Origin of the sequence: Meiothermus sp. CFH 77666, from assembly GCF_017497985.1 — a bacterium.
GTDB lineage: Bacteria > Deinococcota > Deinococci > Deinococcales > Thermaceae > Meiothermus.
In genome coordinates this window covers 1-14,894 of the sequence record NZ_JAGDFV010000031.1, presented here as the reverse complement: position 1 = coordinate 14,894, position 14,894 = coordinate 1, and the positions used below count along the sequence as shown (strand labels likewise).

The following is a 14,894-nucleotide window of genomic DNA, read 5'->3' as shown; positions in this document are numbered from 1 at the left end:
ATGGAGTTCCTGGAGGTTATCCGAAAACGCAGAACCACCAACGGTCCCTTTCTGGATAAGCCTGTCGCCCGGGAACACCAGCACCTGCTGATGGAAGCCGCGAGCCGGGCGCCCAGTCATTTCAACTCGCAGCCCTGGCGCTTCATCCTGATTGACGACCCGGCCATACGGGAGAAAATTGCCGAGATCGGCGGGCGCACCATGCAGCAACTGATTGCCGACGGTCAGTTTTTTGAACGCTACCGTCCCTACTTTCGCTTTAGCGAACAGGAATTGGACGAGCGGCGGGACGGCATTCTAATAGACCAGTTACCCGGCCCCCTGCGCCCTTTTACCAGGCACATCATGAGCCCTTCCGCCCTGAGCTTGCTGCGGACGCTGCGGGTTCCACAAATGCTGGGTGAGGATAACCGAAAACTGATCGCCGGTTCACCTCTTTTGCTGGCGGCACTACTGGACAAAGAAGAGTATCGCCCTGGACAGCTCTCGGGCTTTTATAGCGTGCTGGGGTTGGGTATGGCCATCGAGAACATCTGGCTGACCACAGTAGAGCTTGGGATGGGCATCCAGTTTGTCTCCACGCCCATGGAAATCCCGGAAGCCTGGGAGGAGCTCAAAAAGCTGCTGGAAGTGCCCGAGCACCTCGAGCTTATGGCAGTCTATCGGCTAGGCTATGTGCCACCCGAAAAGCCCCGCCCCCGGATTGATTGGAAGTCCGACCACCGCAAACGGATTTCACAGTATGTTTTCCGCAATTCTTGCGCGACCCCAGAAAGCGAAGTCTGAGGTTTTGCAATGCATCCCCGTATTCTCAGCGTCGCCATGGCCACCCCATCCCACAGGGTTGGGCAGCCTGAGGTGCGGGAACTGGTTCAAACCTTGTTTGAGGGTCTACCAGGGCTGGAACGGCTGATTGCAGTTTTTGAAAACGCCGGCATCGAGTCACGCTACATTTCCGCTCCACTGGAATGGTTCGCCGAACCCCGTAGCTTTGCCGAGAAAAACCAACTGTGGTTCGAGGTTGCGCTAGAGCTTTGTGAAAAAGCCTCCCTCGAGGCCCTCGAGCAAGCCAATGTTGCCCCCCATCAGGTCGGGGCGGTGGTGCTCGTGACCACCACCGGCATTGCAACCCCCAGCCTGGAGGCCCACCTAATACAGCGCCTGGGCCTCCCCCTCTCGGCAGTTCGCCTGCCCATCTGGGGCCTGGGCTGCGCGGGGGGCGCGGCGGGGCTGGCCCGGGCCGCCGAGCTGGCGCTAAGCCGTCCCGGCCAGTATGTATTGATGGTCGCCGTCGAACTGTGCAGCCTGACCTTTGTATGGGGCGACCTGAGCAAAAGCAACCTGGTCGCCACCAGCCTGTTTGCCGATGGGGCCGCCGCCGTAGTGCTGGGCATGGACGCCCTCGCTCAGGATTCGGCGGGCCCCCGCGTGCTGGGTGGGTTCAGCCGCTTGCTGCCAGAGAGCTACGAGGTGATGGGCTGGGATGTGATCCCCGAGGGGCTGCAAGTGCGCTTTGCCCAGAGCATCCCGGCCCTGGTCGAGGGTGAACTGGGGAACCTGATCCGCGATGGGCTGGCCAGCTACGGACTAGCTGCCAAAGACGTGGACACCTGGACCCTCCACCCCGGCGGGGCCAGGGTGCTCGCAGCCTACAAAAGCGGGATGGGGGTGGATCAGAAGAGCCTCGAGGCCTCCCATTGTGTACTCAAAAAGTTTGGCAATATGTCGAGCCCCACCGTGCTTTTTGTGCTGGCCCGCCAGATGTATCAGCTCGAGCGGCCATTGCCCGGCAGCAAAGGGGTGCTGCTCGCCCTGGGGCCCGGCTTTGCTGCCGAAGGGGTGGTTTTGGAGTGGTAGCGGTCTGGGTCGTACTCGCAGTGGTGGTTCTACAGCGCTTATTGGAGCTGCGCCTGGCCCAGGCCAACCTTCGCTGGGCGCTTTCGCAAGGCGGCAAAGAGTATGGCCGGGAACACTACCCGCTCTTTTTTGTCCTGCACATCGGCTGGATGCTGGGGTGGCTGCTCGAGGGCCTCGCACGAAACCAGCTTTCCCCCATCTGGGGACTCTGGCTGGCAGTGTTCCTGCTGGCCCAGGGGCTGCGCTACTGGGCCATCCGCAGCCTGGGAAGGTACTGGAATACCCGCATTATTGTTGTTCCCGGCGCACCCAGGATTCGCACCGGGCCCTACCGCTACTTTCCCCACCCCAACTACCTGGCCGTAGCACTGGAACTGCTCTCGCTGCCGCTGGTTTTCAACGCCTGGATTACAGCCCTGGTAGCGTCCCTTCTGAACGCGCTATTGCTGCTCTTTATCCGAATTCCCGCCGAGGAGAAAGCCCTCGCCAAGATGGTCGCAAGTTCTGAGCCCAACACCTGACCCAGGGCTAATCCTGCGGAACCGGCTGGCTTTTGACCAGGACGTAGGCGTAGCCATCGGTGAGGGCTTTGAGGCTGGCCTCGAGGTTGTTTTTGCTGGCCCCGACCGTGCTCCAGCGTTCGCCGGCCCGGTGCATCTCTATCATCACCCGCACCCCCGAGGCGGTACCGGCCTCCTGGCCCGAGAGGATGCGTACCTTGTAGTCGCACAGCTCTATCTCGGCAATCTCAGGGTAGAAAGGCTCAATGGCCTTGCGGAAGGCCTTATCCAGCGCCGAGACCGGCCCGTGCTGGCTTTCGGCGGCGGTGTGCTGGAGGGTATCGCCCACCCGCACCCGCACGGTGGCCTCGGCCCAGGTGGGGGTTTCGGGGTTGGCATCGTTGACGTGCACAAAAACCGTAAAGCCCTCCACGCTGAAAGGCAGCCTACCCCCCCGCAGCCGGTGGGCCAGCAGGAAAAAGCTGGCCTCGGCCCCCTCGAAGGAATAGCCGGCGTGCTCGAGCTGCTTGACTTCCTCCAGCAGAGCCCCGGCGGTCTCCTTGGGCACCTCTACCCCCGACTCGGCCAGCTTGGCCAGCAGGTTGGAGCGGCCCGACAAATCCGAAACCAGCACCCGGCGGCTATTCCCTACCGCCTCGGGCGGTACGTGCTCGTAGGTGCGGGGGTCTTTGAGCACCGCCGAGACGTGAATTCCGCCCTTATGGGCGAAGGCTGCGTCGCCCACGTAAGGCGCTCGCAGGTTGGGCGCCAGGTTGGCCCGTTCGTCTACATAGTGCGAAACCTCGCGCAGCTCGGTGAGCTTGGCAGGGGTGAGCCCCTTGAGCTCGAGGCCATACTTCAGCATCAGGTTGGGAATGGCGCTGGTCAGGTTCAGGTTGCCGCAACGCTCCCCATAGCCGTTGATGGTTCCCTGCACGTGGGTGGCTCCGGCTCGCACCGCCGCCAGAGCGTTGGCTACTGCCAGTTCGCTATCGTTGTGAGGGTGAATGCCGATGATCAGGCCCGGGAAAGCCTCTCGCACGGCCTTGGTTATCTCGAAAATCTCCTCCGGCAGGCTGCCCCCATTGGTATCGCACAAACACAGGGTATCGGCCCCGCCCCGCACGGCGGCCTCGAGGGTCTTTAGGGCATACCCCCGGTTGGCCTTGTAGCCATCAAAAAAGTGCTCTGCATCGTGGATAACCCGCTTACCCTCCCCCACCAGATAAAGGTAGGTTTCCTCGATCATACGGAGGTTTTCTTCCAGCGAGACCTCGAGGGCGTGGGTCACGTGGAAGTCCCAGGTCTTGGCCACCACCGTCACGACCGGCGTACCCGCCGCCACCATGGCCTGTACCGATGGGTCGTCCTCGGGCCGCACCCCTTTTCGACGGGTAGAGCCAAAGGCACAGAGCTGCGTGTTCCCCAGGTCCACCCCCTTCATGCGGGCAAAAAACTCCGCATCCTTGGGGTTGCTGCCCGGCCAGCCGCCCTCGATGAGGGGAATACCAAAGGCCGCCAGGCGCCTGGCAATGGCAATTTTGTCGTCCGAGGAAAGGCTTACCGCCTCACCCTGGGTACCGTCGCGGAGGGTGGTGTCGAGGATTTCGATACTCATGTTTACTCCAGATTCTCCAAATCAGCCAGGTCTTGGTGTCGGCCCGTGGCCTGCTTGTTTTTTCGCAAGTCCTTTAGGCTGATGAGCGAGACCTTTAAGCCGTCTATCTCCACCTCTTGGCGGTTTTGGTAGCACTCTGCAAACTCAACACCTGATGCTTTGGTGAGCAAATCTATGCGAACAGGAGGATAACCTATCTGTACGATAACCCCTGGCTCGAGAAAGTCCTCGGGCTTTAGCTCAAGCGACGACAAGCCGAAGTCCTCAATGGCCTTGATCAGATTTTTGGCATTCTCTTGTGTGGGCTCAACCCAGATGTCCAGGTCTTTAGTGTAGCGGGGATGGCCGTGCAATCCCACAGCATAGCCGCCGATCAGCAAATACCTAACCCGGTTCTGATTTAAGAACCCTAAGAACTCGCTGAAGTCTCGGCTTAGCAGTGCCATATTTCCACTCGTTATACTCGGCGCGGATACTTTCAATGGCCTCGAGGCGTTCTCCTATCGAGCAGGTCCTCCAGTAAGCGGCATCCGGGGGCTCTTCGCCCATTTTCCCCTTGAACACCACAGCGGCAATTTTCCGTGCCATAGGGCAATTTTAGCATATTCAAGCTCAATCCGAGACATACAGGCCAAAGCTCCGTTTGCCCATAAATACATGCTCAATCCTGATCTTCACCGGCCTTCCTTCCATACCTGCTGTCCCACCTCGAGACAATAACTGAATCACGCTCATACACCTAGTCTTGCTGAAAGCGGGGCAACAACTCGGCATAGTGACGCATGAGGGCGTGGATTCTGGGAGACTCGAGCTCCCCCAGTGGCTGCCCTATACGAAAAACAGTCGTGCAAAGTTCGTCCAGGGTGATCATACGCCAAGCGTCTGTACAGAAGGCCGGTTGCTCCTATTTCCCTAACCCCGAACGCTGCACCTCTTCCAGCGAGCGGGGATGCCGCGCCGACTGCCCCGCTGCCAGCTTGTTGGCCGCATCGAGGTAGGCCCGCGCCGAGGCTTCGATGATGTCGGGTGAGATACCGTGTCCAGTAGCCATCACCTCGCCCAGCTTGAGCTTGACCGTCACCTCGCCCAGGGCCTCGGTGCTGCCCGTGACCGACTCCACGCGGTACAGCTCCAGCTCAGGCTTGAAACCAATCGCCTCGGATAGCGCCTTGTACACTGCATCCACCGGCCCATCGCCAATGGCGGTGGTGGTCACAATGCCCTTGGGGGTCTCGAGGCTCACCGTAGCGGTGGGGAGCATCCCGTAGCCAGAGAAGAACTGGAGCTTCTCGAGGGTGAACAGGTGCGGGGTCGAGACCGCCTCGCTCTCCACGAGCGCCCGCAGCTCCTCGGTCTCGATGGGGCCCTTGCGCTCCACAATCTCGCGAAAACGGGCAAAGACGGTGCCGATCTGGGCGTCGTCCAGCTTATAGCCCAGGTCGGCCAGGGCTTTCTTCACCGCAGCCCGCCCGGAGTGCTTGCCCAGCACCAGCACCGCCGCCTGGCGGCCTACCAGCTCGGCATTCATGATCTCGTAGGTTTCTTTGTTCTTGATTACGCCGTCCTGGTGGATGCCCGATTCGTGGGCAAAGGCATTATCCCCCACAATGGCCTTGTTGGGCTGCACCACCATGCCGGTGTAGCGCTCCACCATCCGGCTCATGCGGTAGAGCTCGCGGGTGTTGATGCGGGTGTGGGCCTTGTAGTGGTCACGGCGGGTGTAAAGGGCCATCACGACCTCCTCGAGGGCCGTGTTGCCCGCCCGCTCGCCGATGCCGTTGATGGTGCACTCGATCTGGGTGGCGCCATTCTCCACCGCCGCCAGGCTATTGGCCGTGGCCATGCCCAGGTCGTCGTGGCAGTGGGCCGAAATATGCACATCCCGGCCCCGCACCACCTCCTTGTAGATGCGCCCGATCAGGTTGCCGTACTCCTGCGGAGTGCCGTAGCCGGTGGTGTCGGGGATGTTGATGGTGGTGGCCCCGGCGTTGATGGCGGTCTCGTAAAGCTTCATGACGAAGTCGAAGTCGGCCCGCATTACGTCCTGGGCGCTGAACTCCACATCGTCGGTAAACTGCCGGGCGTAGCGCACCATCTGGTCGGAGATTTCCAGAATCTCCTCGGGGGTTTTTCTGAGCATGTACTCGAGGTGCACCCTGGAGGCACTGGTAAACACATGAATCCGCTTTTTCTCGGCCTTTTCCAGTGCCGCCGCAGCCCGCTCAATGTCGAGCTTGTGGGTACGGGCCAGCCCGCAGATGACCGGCCCCTTCACCTCGGCGGCAATGCGCGATACGCACTCGAACTCGCTGGCCCCATTGACCGGAAAGCCCGCCTCGATGATATCAACGTTGAGCCGGGCCAGGCCGTGGGCAATCTCCAGCTTCTGTTGGAGCGAAAGGGCCACCCCAGGGCTCTGCTCGCCGTCCCGCAGGGTGGTGTCAAAGATTCGGATATGCCGCATAGAAACCTCCGGTTTTGCTGATAGCCGATAGCTTAGCAAGGGGTTCTAAGCTATCGGCTAGGAGCTATTAGCCTTGTGGAACCTCTTCCTTGCTAAAGCGAGATTTGAGGAATGGCATCATGGCCCGCAGCTTGGGGCCGACCTGCTCGATGGGGTGGTCTTTCCAGTAGTTGCGGTTGGCGTTCAGGGTGGGCTGGCCGACCACGTTCTCGAGCATCCACTCCCGCGCAAACTCGCCCTGCTGAATCTGGCGTAGCACCTCGCGCATCCGGGCCTTGGTCTCCTCGCGGTTGATGACCATGGGGCCCCGGGTATAGTCGCCGTACTCGGCGGTATTGGAGATGCTGTAGCGCATCCCCGCAAAGCCCGACTCGTAGATCAGATCCACAATCAGCTTCACCTCGTGCAGGCACTCGAAGTAGGCCATCTCGGGGGGGTAACCAGCCTCGACCAGGGTCTCGAAACCGGCGGCGATGAGTTGGGTCAGGCCGCCGCAGAGCACGGTCTGTTCGCCAAACAGGTCGGTCTCGGTCTCGTCCTTGAAGGTGGTGGCGATGGTGCCGGCCCGCGTGCCCCCGTTGGCCTTGGCGTAGGCCAGCGCGGTGGGGAAGGCGGAGCCCGAGGCATCCTGATAGACCGCTACCAGCGAAGGCACCCCCGAGCCTTTCTCGTACTCCGAGCGCACCAGGTGACCGGGGCCCTTGGGGGCAACCATCCAGACATCCAGGTCGCGGCGCGGTTTGATCTGGCCGAAATGAATGTTGAAGCCGTGGGCAAAGGCAATGGCGGCCCCTTCCTTCAGGTTGGGCTCCACCTCGGCTTTGTATACCGCCCCCTGGGTCTCGTCGGGGAGCAGAATCATCACCACATCGGCCTTGTGGACAGCCTCGGCTACCGGCAGTACCTCGAGCCCCGCCTTGCGGGCCTTCTCCTCGTTGCGGCTGCCGGGCCGGAGCCCCACCACCACCTTGATACCCGAGTCGCGCAGGTTCAGGGCGTGGGCATGGCCCTGGGAGCCAAAGCCCAAAATAGCCACGGTCTTGTCCTTGATAAAGCCGATATCTGCGTCCTGATCGTAATAGATTTTCACACTTGCCTCCTGGTTGGGTCTGAGGTTTGCAGCCGCAGGTCGGAAAATTGTACGCTTTTCGACCTTCCTCACAAAAGAAAAGATGGGCCAAAGCCCACCCTAAACAGCTTTCTTCTCACGTACCTTGAGTACCTGCTCACCGCGGGACATGCCCACCGCGCCGGTACGCATGACCTCGAGCAGCCCATAAGGCCGCATGGCCTCGACAAAGTTCGAGACCTTGGTAGAGTCGCCGGTCAGCTCGAAGATGATGGATTTCTTGGCCACGTCCACAATGCGAGCGCGGAAGGCTTCGGCAATGTCCTTGACCTCCATACGCTCCTCCATCCCGGCAATGCTCACCTTGACCAAGGCCAGTTCCCGCTCCACGTGCGGCTCGGAGTGGTCGGTTACCTTGATGACCTCAATCAGCCGGTTGAGCTGCTTTTCTACCTGCTCCAACACCGCATCGTCCCCAGAAACCACCAGCGAGATGCGCGATAGGCCCGGCTGGTGAGTACGCCCCACCGCCAGCGACTCGATGTTGAAGCCCCGCCGTGCGATCAGCCCTGCAATCCGTTGCAGGACGCCGGGGTTGTCTTGAACTAAAACTGAGACCAAGTGTCGCATGTGCAATCTCCATTTACGCCTATGGCCGATAGCAAATAGCTGTGTCAGCAAGGCCCTTGGCTATCAGCCAGGGGCTATGGGCTTCAGTCCCCCGCCACCGTCTCCCGCGGGTTTTCGATAATCATGTCCTCTGCGGCTCCGCCCGAAGGAATCATGGGGAAGACCCCCTCTTCGTGGTAAACCCGGGCCTCCAGGAGCACCGGGCCGGGGTGGGCCAGAACCTCCTTTACCGTCTCGTGCAGCCTGGCCTTGTCGCTCAGGGTGATACCCCGGATGCCATAGGCCTCGGCCAGCTTGGCAAAGTCGGGGTTGGAGTCGGCCAGGTACACCTCGCTGTAGCGCTTGGCATGGAAGAGGTCTTGCCACTGGCGCACCATGCCCAAAAAGCCGTTGTTGAGAATCACGATTTTGACGTTCAGGTCGTGCTTTTTGAGGGTGGCCAGCTCCTGCAGGGTCATCTGGAAGCTGCCGTCGCCGTCGAAGTCTATCACCAGCTCACCGGGGCGGGCCAGGGCTGCGCCGATGGCAAAGGGCAAACCCACCCCCATGGTGCCGAGACCCCCCGAGTTGATCCAGGAGCGCGGCCTATCGAACTTGTAGAACTGCGCCGCAAACATCTGGTGCTGACCTACCCCGGCGGTCACCACCGCTTTACCCTGGGTGGCCTCCCAGAAGGCTTGGATGACCTCCTGGCTTTGCAGGTGGGGCTTGGGTTTCCAGGCGAAGGGGTGCTTGGTTTTCCAGTCCTCGAGCTGCGCCCACCACTTGCTCAGGTTCAGTTTTTTAGCGCCCTTGGCCAGCTCCGCCGACACCCACTTGGCATCGCCCACAACCGGAATGGCGGTCTTGACCAGCTTGCCGATCTCGGCGGGGTCTATGTCTACGTGAATCACGGTATGGGCGTTGGGGGCAAAGCGCGAAACCTTGCCAGTCACGCGGTCATCGAAGCGCAGCCCAATGGCCAGAATGGTATCGGCGTGGTGGATGGCCCGGTTAGCTGCCACCGAACCGTGCATCCCTGGCATCCCCAGGCACTGGGGGTGGGTTCCGGGGAAGGCCCCCAGCCCCATCAGGGTGGGAATCACCGGAATTCCTGTCTTTTCAGCAAAGGCTAAAATTTCAGGGGCTGCATTCTGCGCCCCACCGCCCACCATCAGAACCGGTTTTTCGGCCTTTTGCAGGGCCTCGAGCGCCCGCTCAATCTGCCGGGGGTGACCCTTGAAGGTGGGCTTGTACCCCGGTAAATCCACTTCCACATCGAAGGTACCGGTGAATTCGGCTAGCTGGACGTCTTTCGGAAAGTCAATCAGCACCGGGCCGGGCCGCCCGGTAGAGGCGATGTAAAAGGCTTCGGCAATGACTCGAGGGATATCGTTGACATTGCGTACCTGCATGTTGTGCTTGGTGACGGGCTGGGTAATGCCCACCACGTCGGCTTCCTGAAAGGCGTCGGTGCCGATCAGGTGCTGCGGCACGTTGCCGGTCAGCGCCACCACCGGGGTCGAGTCCATAAGCGCATCCTGCAGGCCCGTCACCAGGTTCAAGGCCCCCGGCCCCGAGGTCGCCATACACACGCCCACCCGTCCCGAGGCCCGGGCATAGGCTGTGGCAGCATGTACCCCGGCCTGCTCGTGGCGCACCAGGATATGCCGGATGGGCGAGTCGTAGAGGGCGTCGTAGGTGGGCATGATGGTACCCCCCGGATGCCCAAAGATGGTATCCACTCCCTGCATTTCCAGGGCTTTCAAGATAGCGGCGGCTCCGTTCATAGTTTCTCCCCTTCAAAAAACCGCCCCCCGTGGTTCGGGGGGCTTTAGGATGCGCTTCTAAGCTCTTCGCTACACCAAATCCCCCACAGGCCTGGTAATTACTAGGCCTACTACTACTAGGATTAGGCTGCTCGTGAGAAGCATCTTGTGAGAGAGTTTACGGGTGTTTGGTATACCGTGTCAAGGTGCAGCCGGTTGGGGTTGTAGCTTTTGTTGCAGCTCAAGCCAGGCTATCGCAGAAGGTTTGAGGACGATTCACACACCGACTGCGAGAGGGTCGGCTCTGCGCCGAACCATCTCCTGAACAGCTTTCTGCGCGTGTTCCCGACCATTTTCGATGAAAACACTCCGGGTATCCGAGCCAAAGCCTGCACTACCGGCCACAAAGAGACCCTCGAGGCTGGTTTCAAAATGCTCCGAGAGCAGCGGCGCATCGCCACCGTAACGCACCCCCGCCTCTCGTAAGAGGTTATCCACGGCCCGATAGCCGATGTGAACCAGCACAAAATCGCCGGGCAGGTGGTGCAACAGACGGTAACCTGATTCGTTGGTTTCAACCACCACCTCACGGGGGGTAATCTCCAGGATTCGCGCGTTGAGCAGCAACTGAATGCTGCCCTCCTTGACCCGGTTTTCAAAGTCAGGCTTAAGCCAGTACTTCACCCTGGGGCGAATCTCCGACCCCCGGTGAACCACCGTAACCCTGGCTCCAGCCCGGTAGAGCTCGAGGGCCGCCTCCACCGCACTGTTGGAACCCCCTACCACCACCACTTGCTGGTTCCAGTAAGGCAGGGTTTCATCCAGACCGTAGCGCACATGGGGCAGCTCCTCACCAGGTACGCCCAGTCGGTTGGGGTTGTCGTAGTAGCCCGTAGCCACCAGAACAAAGCGGGTCAGCAGTTCGCCTGGGCCACTGCGGTCACGGTAGCTAACCCTGAACTGGCCGGCGTCTTTGTGTATGCGGGTCACTTCGGTATACGTGCGGATGTCCAGAGCTTCATTCTCGGCGACGCGGCGGTAGTATTGCAGGGCTTCGCGGCGGGTGGGTTTGGGAGAAAGCGAGGGGAAGGGATGCCCCCCGATTTCGATGTTTCTGGCCTCGCTAAAGAACACGGTTTCCCTGGGCCAGCGATACAGGGTGTTGACAATGGTTCCCTTTTCCAGAACCACCGCTTTCAGGTTGGCGCGTCTGGCCTCGATGGCCGCGGCCAGCCCCACCGGCCCCGCACCTACGATGACAAGATCCCCCATGCACTAAAGAATAGCGATTTTTGCTTCCCGCGATTGTCATGCCGGGCCTGATGGAAACGCGGTGCTGGTGATGCATTCAAAATAACCGGCTCGAGAACATCCCACCCAGGTTCGGTTGGTAAGGCAAATCTGCCCAAAAAATGGAGGTTAATCATCCCTTTAGCCTGCCTCGCAAAGCCCATTAGAATAGAAAGGCTATGGGCTACCGAATCGAAACCGACACCATGGGCCAGATGCAGGTTGAGGAGAGCCGCTACTGGGGCGCCCAGACCCAGCGCTCCATCCAGAACTTCCCGATTGGACAAGAGCGCTTCAAGATGCCCCGCTCCATCATCCGAGCCATGGGCATCCTGAAGAAGGGGGCCGCGCTGGCCAATGCCGACCTGGGCGAGCTGCCCCGTGAAAAGGCCGACCTGATCGTCCGGGCTGCCGACGAAGTGATCGCTGGCAAGCTGGACGATCATTTTCCGCTGGTGGTGTTCCAGACCGGCTCCGGCACCCAGACCAACATGAACGCCAACGAGGTCATCGCCAACCGCGCCATCGAGCTGGCGGGGGGGGTGCTGGGCTCCAAAAAACCCATCCACCCCAACGACGATGTGAACCGGGGCCAGTCTTCCAACGACACCTTCCCCACCGCCATGCACATTGCGGTGGTCGAAGAGCTCCACCGCCAGCTTTACCCCAACGTGCAAAAGCTGCGCGATACCCTGGCCGCCAAGTCCGAGGCCTACAAGGATGTGGTCAAGGTGGGGCGTACCCACCTGCAGGACGCCACCCCCATTACCCTGGGGCAGGAAATTGGGAGCTGGGTAGCGCAAATTGATTACTGCCTGGCCGAAGTGCGCCATGCCGAACAGGGCCTCTACGAACTGGCCATCGGCGGCACAGCAGTGGGCACCGGTCTCAATGCCCACCCCAAGTTTGGCGACCTGGCCGCCGCCTACTTTGCCAAGGAGACGGGCTTTCCCTTCGTCTCGGCCAAGAACAAGTTCGCGGCCCTCGCAGCCCACGACGCACTGGTGACGACCAGCGCTGCCCTGCGCACCCTGGCTGGCGCCCTGATGAAGATGGCCAACGATGTGCGCTGGCTGGCCTCGGGCCCTCGCAACGGCATTGGGGAGATTACGATTCCCGAAAACGAACCTGGAAGCTCCATCATGCCGGGCAAAGTGAACCCCACCCAGTCGGAGGCCCTGACCATGGTGGCCGTGCAGGTGTTTGGCAACGATGCAGCCGTGGCTTTTGCCGGTTCGCAGGGCAACTTTCAGCTCAACGTGTTCAAGCCGGTGATGGTTTACAACGTGCTGACCAGCATTCAACTGCTGGGCGATGCCTGTGCGGCCTTCAACGACAACTGTGCAGTGGGCATCGAGCCCAACCTACCCCGGATCAAGGAGAACCTCGAGAAGAACCTAATGCAGGTAACCGCACTGAACCGCCACATCGGCTACGACAAGGCCGCCGCCATTGCCAAAAAAGCCCACAAAGAAGGCACCAGCCTCAAAGAAGCCGCACTGGCCCTGGGTTACCTGACCGAGGAAGAGTTCGATAAGTGGGTAGTGCCCCTCGAGATGACGCATAACTAGCGTCGCAGGCCGCAAGGGGTTGCACCACCGTATCTCGTGGTCACGGTGTTATGAGTTTTGAGTCCCCAGTCACAGCTTTACGCCGCCGTACAGGCGTAGAGTACAGCACGGAGGTTACACTATGAGTTATCCGTTCAAACTACCCGACCTCGGTTATGCCAAGGATGCCCTCGAGCCCCACATCGACGCCCAGACCATGGAAATTCACCACGGCAAGCACCACGCAGCCTACGTGAATAACCTGAACGCCGCCCTGGAAAAACACCCCGAACTCCATAGCTGGAGCATCGAAGACCTGCTCACCAAAATTGCCCAGGTGCCCGAGGACATCCGCACCGCCGTACGCAACAACGGCGGCGGCCACCACAACCACACCCTGTTCTGGGACATCCTGACCCCCGGCGGCGCCAAGGAGCCCACCGGCAAACTGGCCGAGGCCATCAACGCCACCTTTGGCTCCTTCGAGGATCTCAAAACCAAGATGACCCAGGCCGGCCTGACCCGCTTTGGCTCCGGCTGGAGCTGGCTGGTCAAAGACAAAGACGGCAAGCTGCACGTCTACAGCACCGCCAACCAGGACTCGCCCCTGATGGAAGGCCACACCCCCCTCCTGGGCATTGACGTGTGGGAGCACGCCTACTACCTCAAATACCAGAACCGCCGCCCCGACTATCTGGCAGCGATCTGGAATGTGATCAACTGGGACAAGGTAGCCAGTCGATTCTAACCGAACTCTTAGCAAAAAAAGGCCGGGGAATTCCCCGGCCTTGGCGTTTGACCCTTTAGGGTGCCGTGGTAAAAGAGCGGTTAGTGGAGGCAGTCCGACTACCTTCGGCGGTGCCCAAGAACACAGCCAGCCAGCCGCCAGGCCCTGCGGCAGCATCTACACTAGCGAACGGTGCTGCCCCCTGGACATTCCAGGAATAGACCGTAGACGGAGGCAGTCCAAGCCCAACCGAACTAAGATTGGGAATGGTAGTGCTGGCAGCAGTAGTTACCACCACATAATCGGGATTTGCTCCAGGGCCATTGAATACCACAAAGTGCACCCCCCCCAAGAAGGGCGTATAGGAGAAGGTCGTGCTGTTATTTACATTTGTAGCAGCATTTGGCGGCAAGCTGAGGTCTGAACCCGCAGGCAGGGTAATCGAGACTCCAGTGGCATTGACCGCAAGGCCAGGTTTGGTAGTGATCACACTGGTTCCGGCCGCGTTTCCAGCAGTTATTCGCATTTGTATGGTTGCCCCAGTGATGTTGGGGGTGGTGTAGGTGAAGTTGGTGCTTGAACCAAGATCAGCAAGTACTTCTATCAGCGACCTGTCTGCGAAGCCAACTGACATGCGCTTGCTGGCAAGGTTATATCCGGCTGGAAGGGTGACCGAGCCCGAAATGGCAGCTTCGCTGACCCCGGACATGGTGACGTTCTGGCTGGCAAATACGCCGCCATCGGACAAGGCTACGTTGAGCTTTTGCCCATATCCCTTATAGTCGGTTGGAAAGCCTGTTCCATCGAAGAGCCACTGGAGCGCATGAATATTTCCGGTGGTGGTAGTGGGGCCAAACCAGCTTACTGTACCCATGTTATAAGCACCCGTAGCAGTAGCGGCGGTTGCGTTGTCTACCGCCTCGGGTGATCCAAAAGCAGTTCTGGTCACGTGGTTTGCAGGTTCAGGGAAGCCTGCACCCCCTGAAACCGTCCCACTTAGCGATGCGGAGCGAGAAGCGCCTGGGGAAAACCCAAGAAAGATCAGGGTTGGATCGGTTCGGGTCAAACCCTTATATAATCACTGGTGCTAGTTGAAAAGTAGCGGGAGAAAGGAATAGGGTCTGGTGTATGCGGCCAGACCCGAGATGCATTCTATCGCTGGAAGACGTTGCTTTGGTGCTGTACGTTGGGGTAGACGATGCCCTGCGTTCGAAGGCAAAACAGCATGAACATCAACAAGCCAAGCTCAGCCTTAGTGAGTTGGTCACCATCGGGCTGATGTTCAGCCTCAAAGGCGGCTCATTCCGCCGGTTCTACCTGTGGCTGGTCGCCAACCTGGGTGACTGCTTCCCCCATCTACCTGAACGCACCCGTTTGCAGCGACGACTACTCCAGTACCAAGCTTTGGTCGTACATTTTCTGGCCGAACCCAGCTTGTTCT

General features: G+C 60.1%; 13 protein-coding genes and 1 pseudogene. 6 read left to right on the top strand and 8 right to left on the bottom strand.

The features are described 5' to 3' along the window. The 3 genes from J3L12_RS13870 (at position 1) to J3L12_RS13860 (ending at position 2,378) form a co-directional block, all read left to right on the top strand. Entirely contained in the window at positions 1 to 786 is a 786-nt protein-coding gene (locus J3L12_RS13870) for a nitroreductase family protein (protein WP_208015649.1), read from the top strand. Positions 787 to 858: 72 nt separating this feature from the next. After that, positions 859 to 1,857: a 3-oxoacyl-[acyl-carrier-protein] synthase III C-terminal domain-containing protein gene (locus J3L12_RS13865; RefSeq protein WP_347708904.1), complete on the top strand. Its 999-nt coding sequence runs from the start codon at positions 859 to 861 to the stop codon at positions 1,855 to 1,857. Then, a complete protein-coding gene (locus J3L12_RS13860; protein ID WP_208015647.1) occupies positions 1,851 to 2,378 on the top strand; it encodes an isoprenylcysteine carboxylmethyltransferase family protein in 528 nt (175 codons plus the stop codon). Before J3L12_RS13865 ends, J3L12_RS13860 begins: the two co-directional genes overlap by 7 nt. 7 nt (positions 2,379 to 2,385) lie before the next feature. On the opposite strand, the gene cimA is transcribed toward J3L12_RS13860, so the two are convergent. The 7 genes from cimA to J3L12_RS13825 form a co-directional block, all read right to left on the bottom strand. Beyond that, the gene (gene cimA / locus J3L12_RS13855; protein ID WP_208015646.1) at positions 2,386 to 3,975 is read right to left on the bottom strand and encodes a citramalate synthase; all 1,590 of its coding nucleotides are present in this window, start codon (positions 3,973 to 3,975) and stop codon (positions 2,386 to 2,388) included. Between the two features lie 2 nt (positions 3,976 to 3,977). Then, positions 3,978 to 4,421: a nucleotidyltransferase gene (locus J3L12_RS13850; RefSeq protein ID WP_208015645.1), complete on the bottom strand. Its 444-nt coding sequence runs from the start codon at positions 4,419 to 4,421 to the stop codon at positions 3,978 to 3,980. A gap of 458 nt (positions 4,422 to 4,879) precedes the next feature. Continuing rightward, positions 4,880 to 6,439, bottom strand: coding sequence for a 2-isopropylmalate synthase (locus J3L12_RS13845; protein ID WP_208015644.1), 1,560 nt, complete (start codon positions 6,437 to 6,439; stop codon positions 4,880 to 4,882). Positions 6,440 to 6,506: 67 nt separating this feature from the next. Next, positions 6,507 to 7,529, bottom strand: a complete 1,023-nt coding sequence (gene ilvC, locus J3L12_RS13840) for a ketol-acid reductoisomerase (RefSeq protein ID WP_208015643.1) — start codon at positions 7,527 to 7,529, stop codon at positions 6,507 to 6,509. Positions 7,530 to 7,628: 99 nt separating this feature from the next. Next, on the bottom strand, positions 7,629 to 8,138 hold the full coding sequence (ilvN, locus tag J3L12_RS13835; RefSeq protein WP_208015642.1) for an acetolactate synthase small subunit: 510 nt from the start codon (positions 8,136 to 8,138) through the stop codon (positions 7,629 to 7,631). An 83-nt stretch (positions 8,139 to 8,221) separates the two neighbouring features. Next, positions 8,222 to 9,907: a biosynthetic-type acetolactate synthase large subunit gene (gene ilvB / locus J3L12_RS13830; RefSeq protein ID WP_208015641.1), complete on the bottom strand. Its 1,686-nt coding sequence runs from the start codon at positions 9,905 to 9,907 to the stop codon at positions 8,222 to 8,224. 255 nt (positions 9,908 to 10,162) lie between these two features. Further along, positions 10,163 to 11,158 carry a YpdA family putative bacillithiol disulfide reductase gene (locus J3L12_RS13825; protein WP_208015640.1) on the bottom strand — a complete coding sequence of 332 codons (996 nt, stop codon included), beginning with the start codon at positions 11,156 to 11,158 and terminating at the stop codon, positions 10,163 to 10,165. Between the two features lie 197 nt (positions 11,159 to 11,355). On the opposite strand from J3L12_RS13825, the gene fumC reads away from it, so the two are divergent. Both fumC and J3L12_RS13815 read left to right on the top strand, forming a co-directional pair. Then, positions 11,356 to 12,747, top strand: coding sequence for a class II fumarate hydratase (gene fumC / locus J3L12_RS13820; RefSeq protein ID WP_208015639.1), 1,392 nt, complete (start codon positions 11,356 to 11,358; stop codon positions 12,745 to 12,747). Between the two features lie 121 nt (positions 12,748 to 12,868). Further along, on the top strand, positions 12,869 to 13,474 hold the full coding sequence (locus J3L12_RS13815) for a superoxide dismutase (protein ID WP_208015638.1): 606 nt from the start codon (positions 12,869 to 12,871) through the stop codon (positions 13,472 to 13,474). A 55-nt stretch (positions 13,475 to 13,529) separates the two neighbouring features. On the opposite strand, the gene J3L12_RS13810 is transcribed toward J3L12_RS13815, so the two are convergent. After that, positions 13,530 to 14,402, bottom strand: coding sequence for a hypothetical protein (locus tag J3L12_RS13810; RefSeq protein ID WP_243455259.1), 873 nt, complete (start codon positions 14,400 to 14,402; stop codon positions 13,530 to 13,532). Positions 14,403 to 14,581: 179 nt separating this feature from the next. Between J3L12_RS13810 and J3L12_RS13805 the strand changes: the two are divergent. Then, positions 14,582 to 14,894, top strand: a pseudogene (locus tag J3L12_RS13805) (hypothetical protein); the annotation flags it as partial.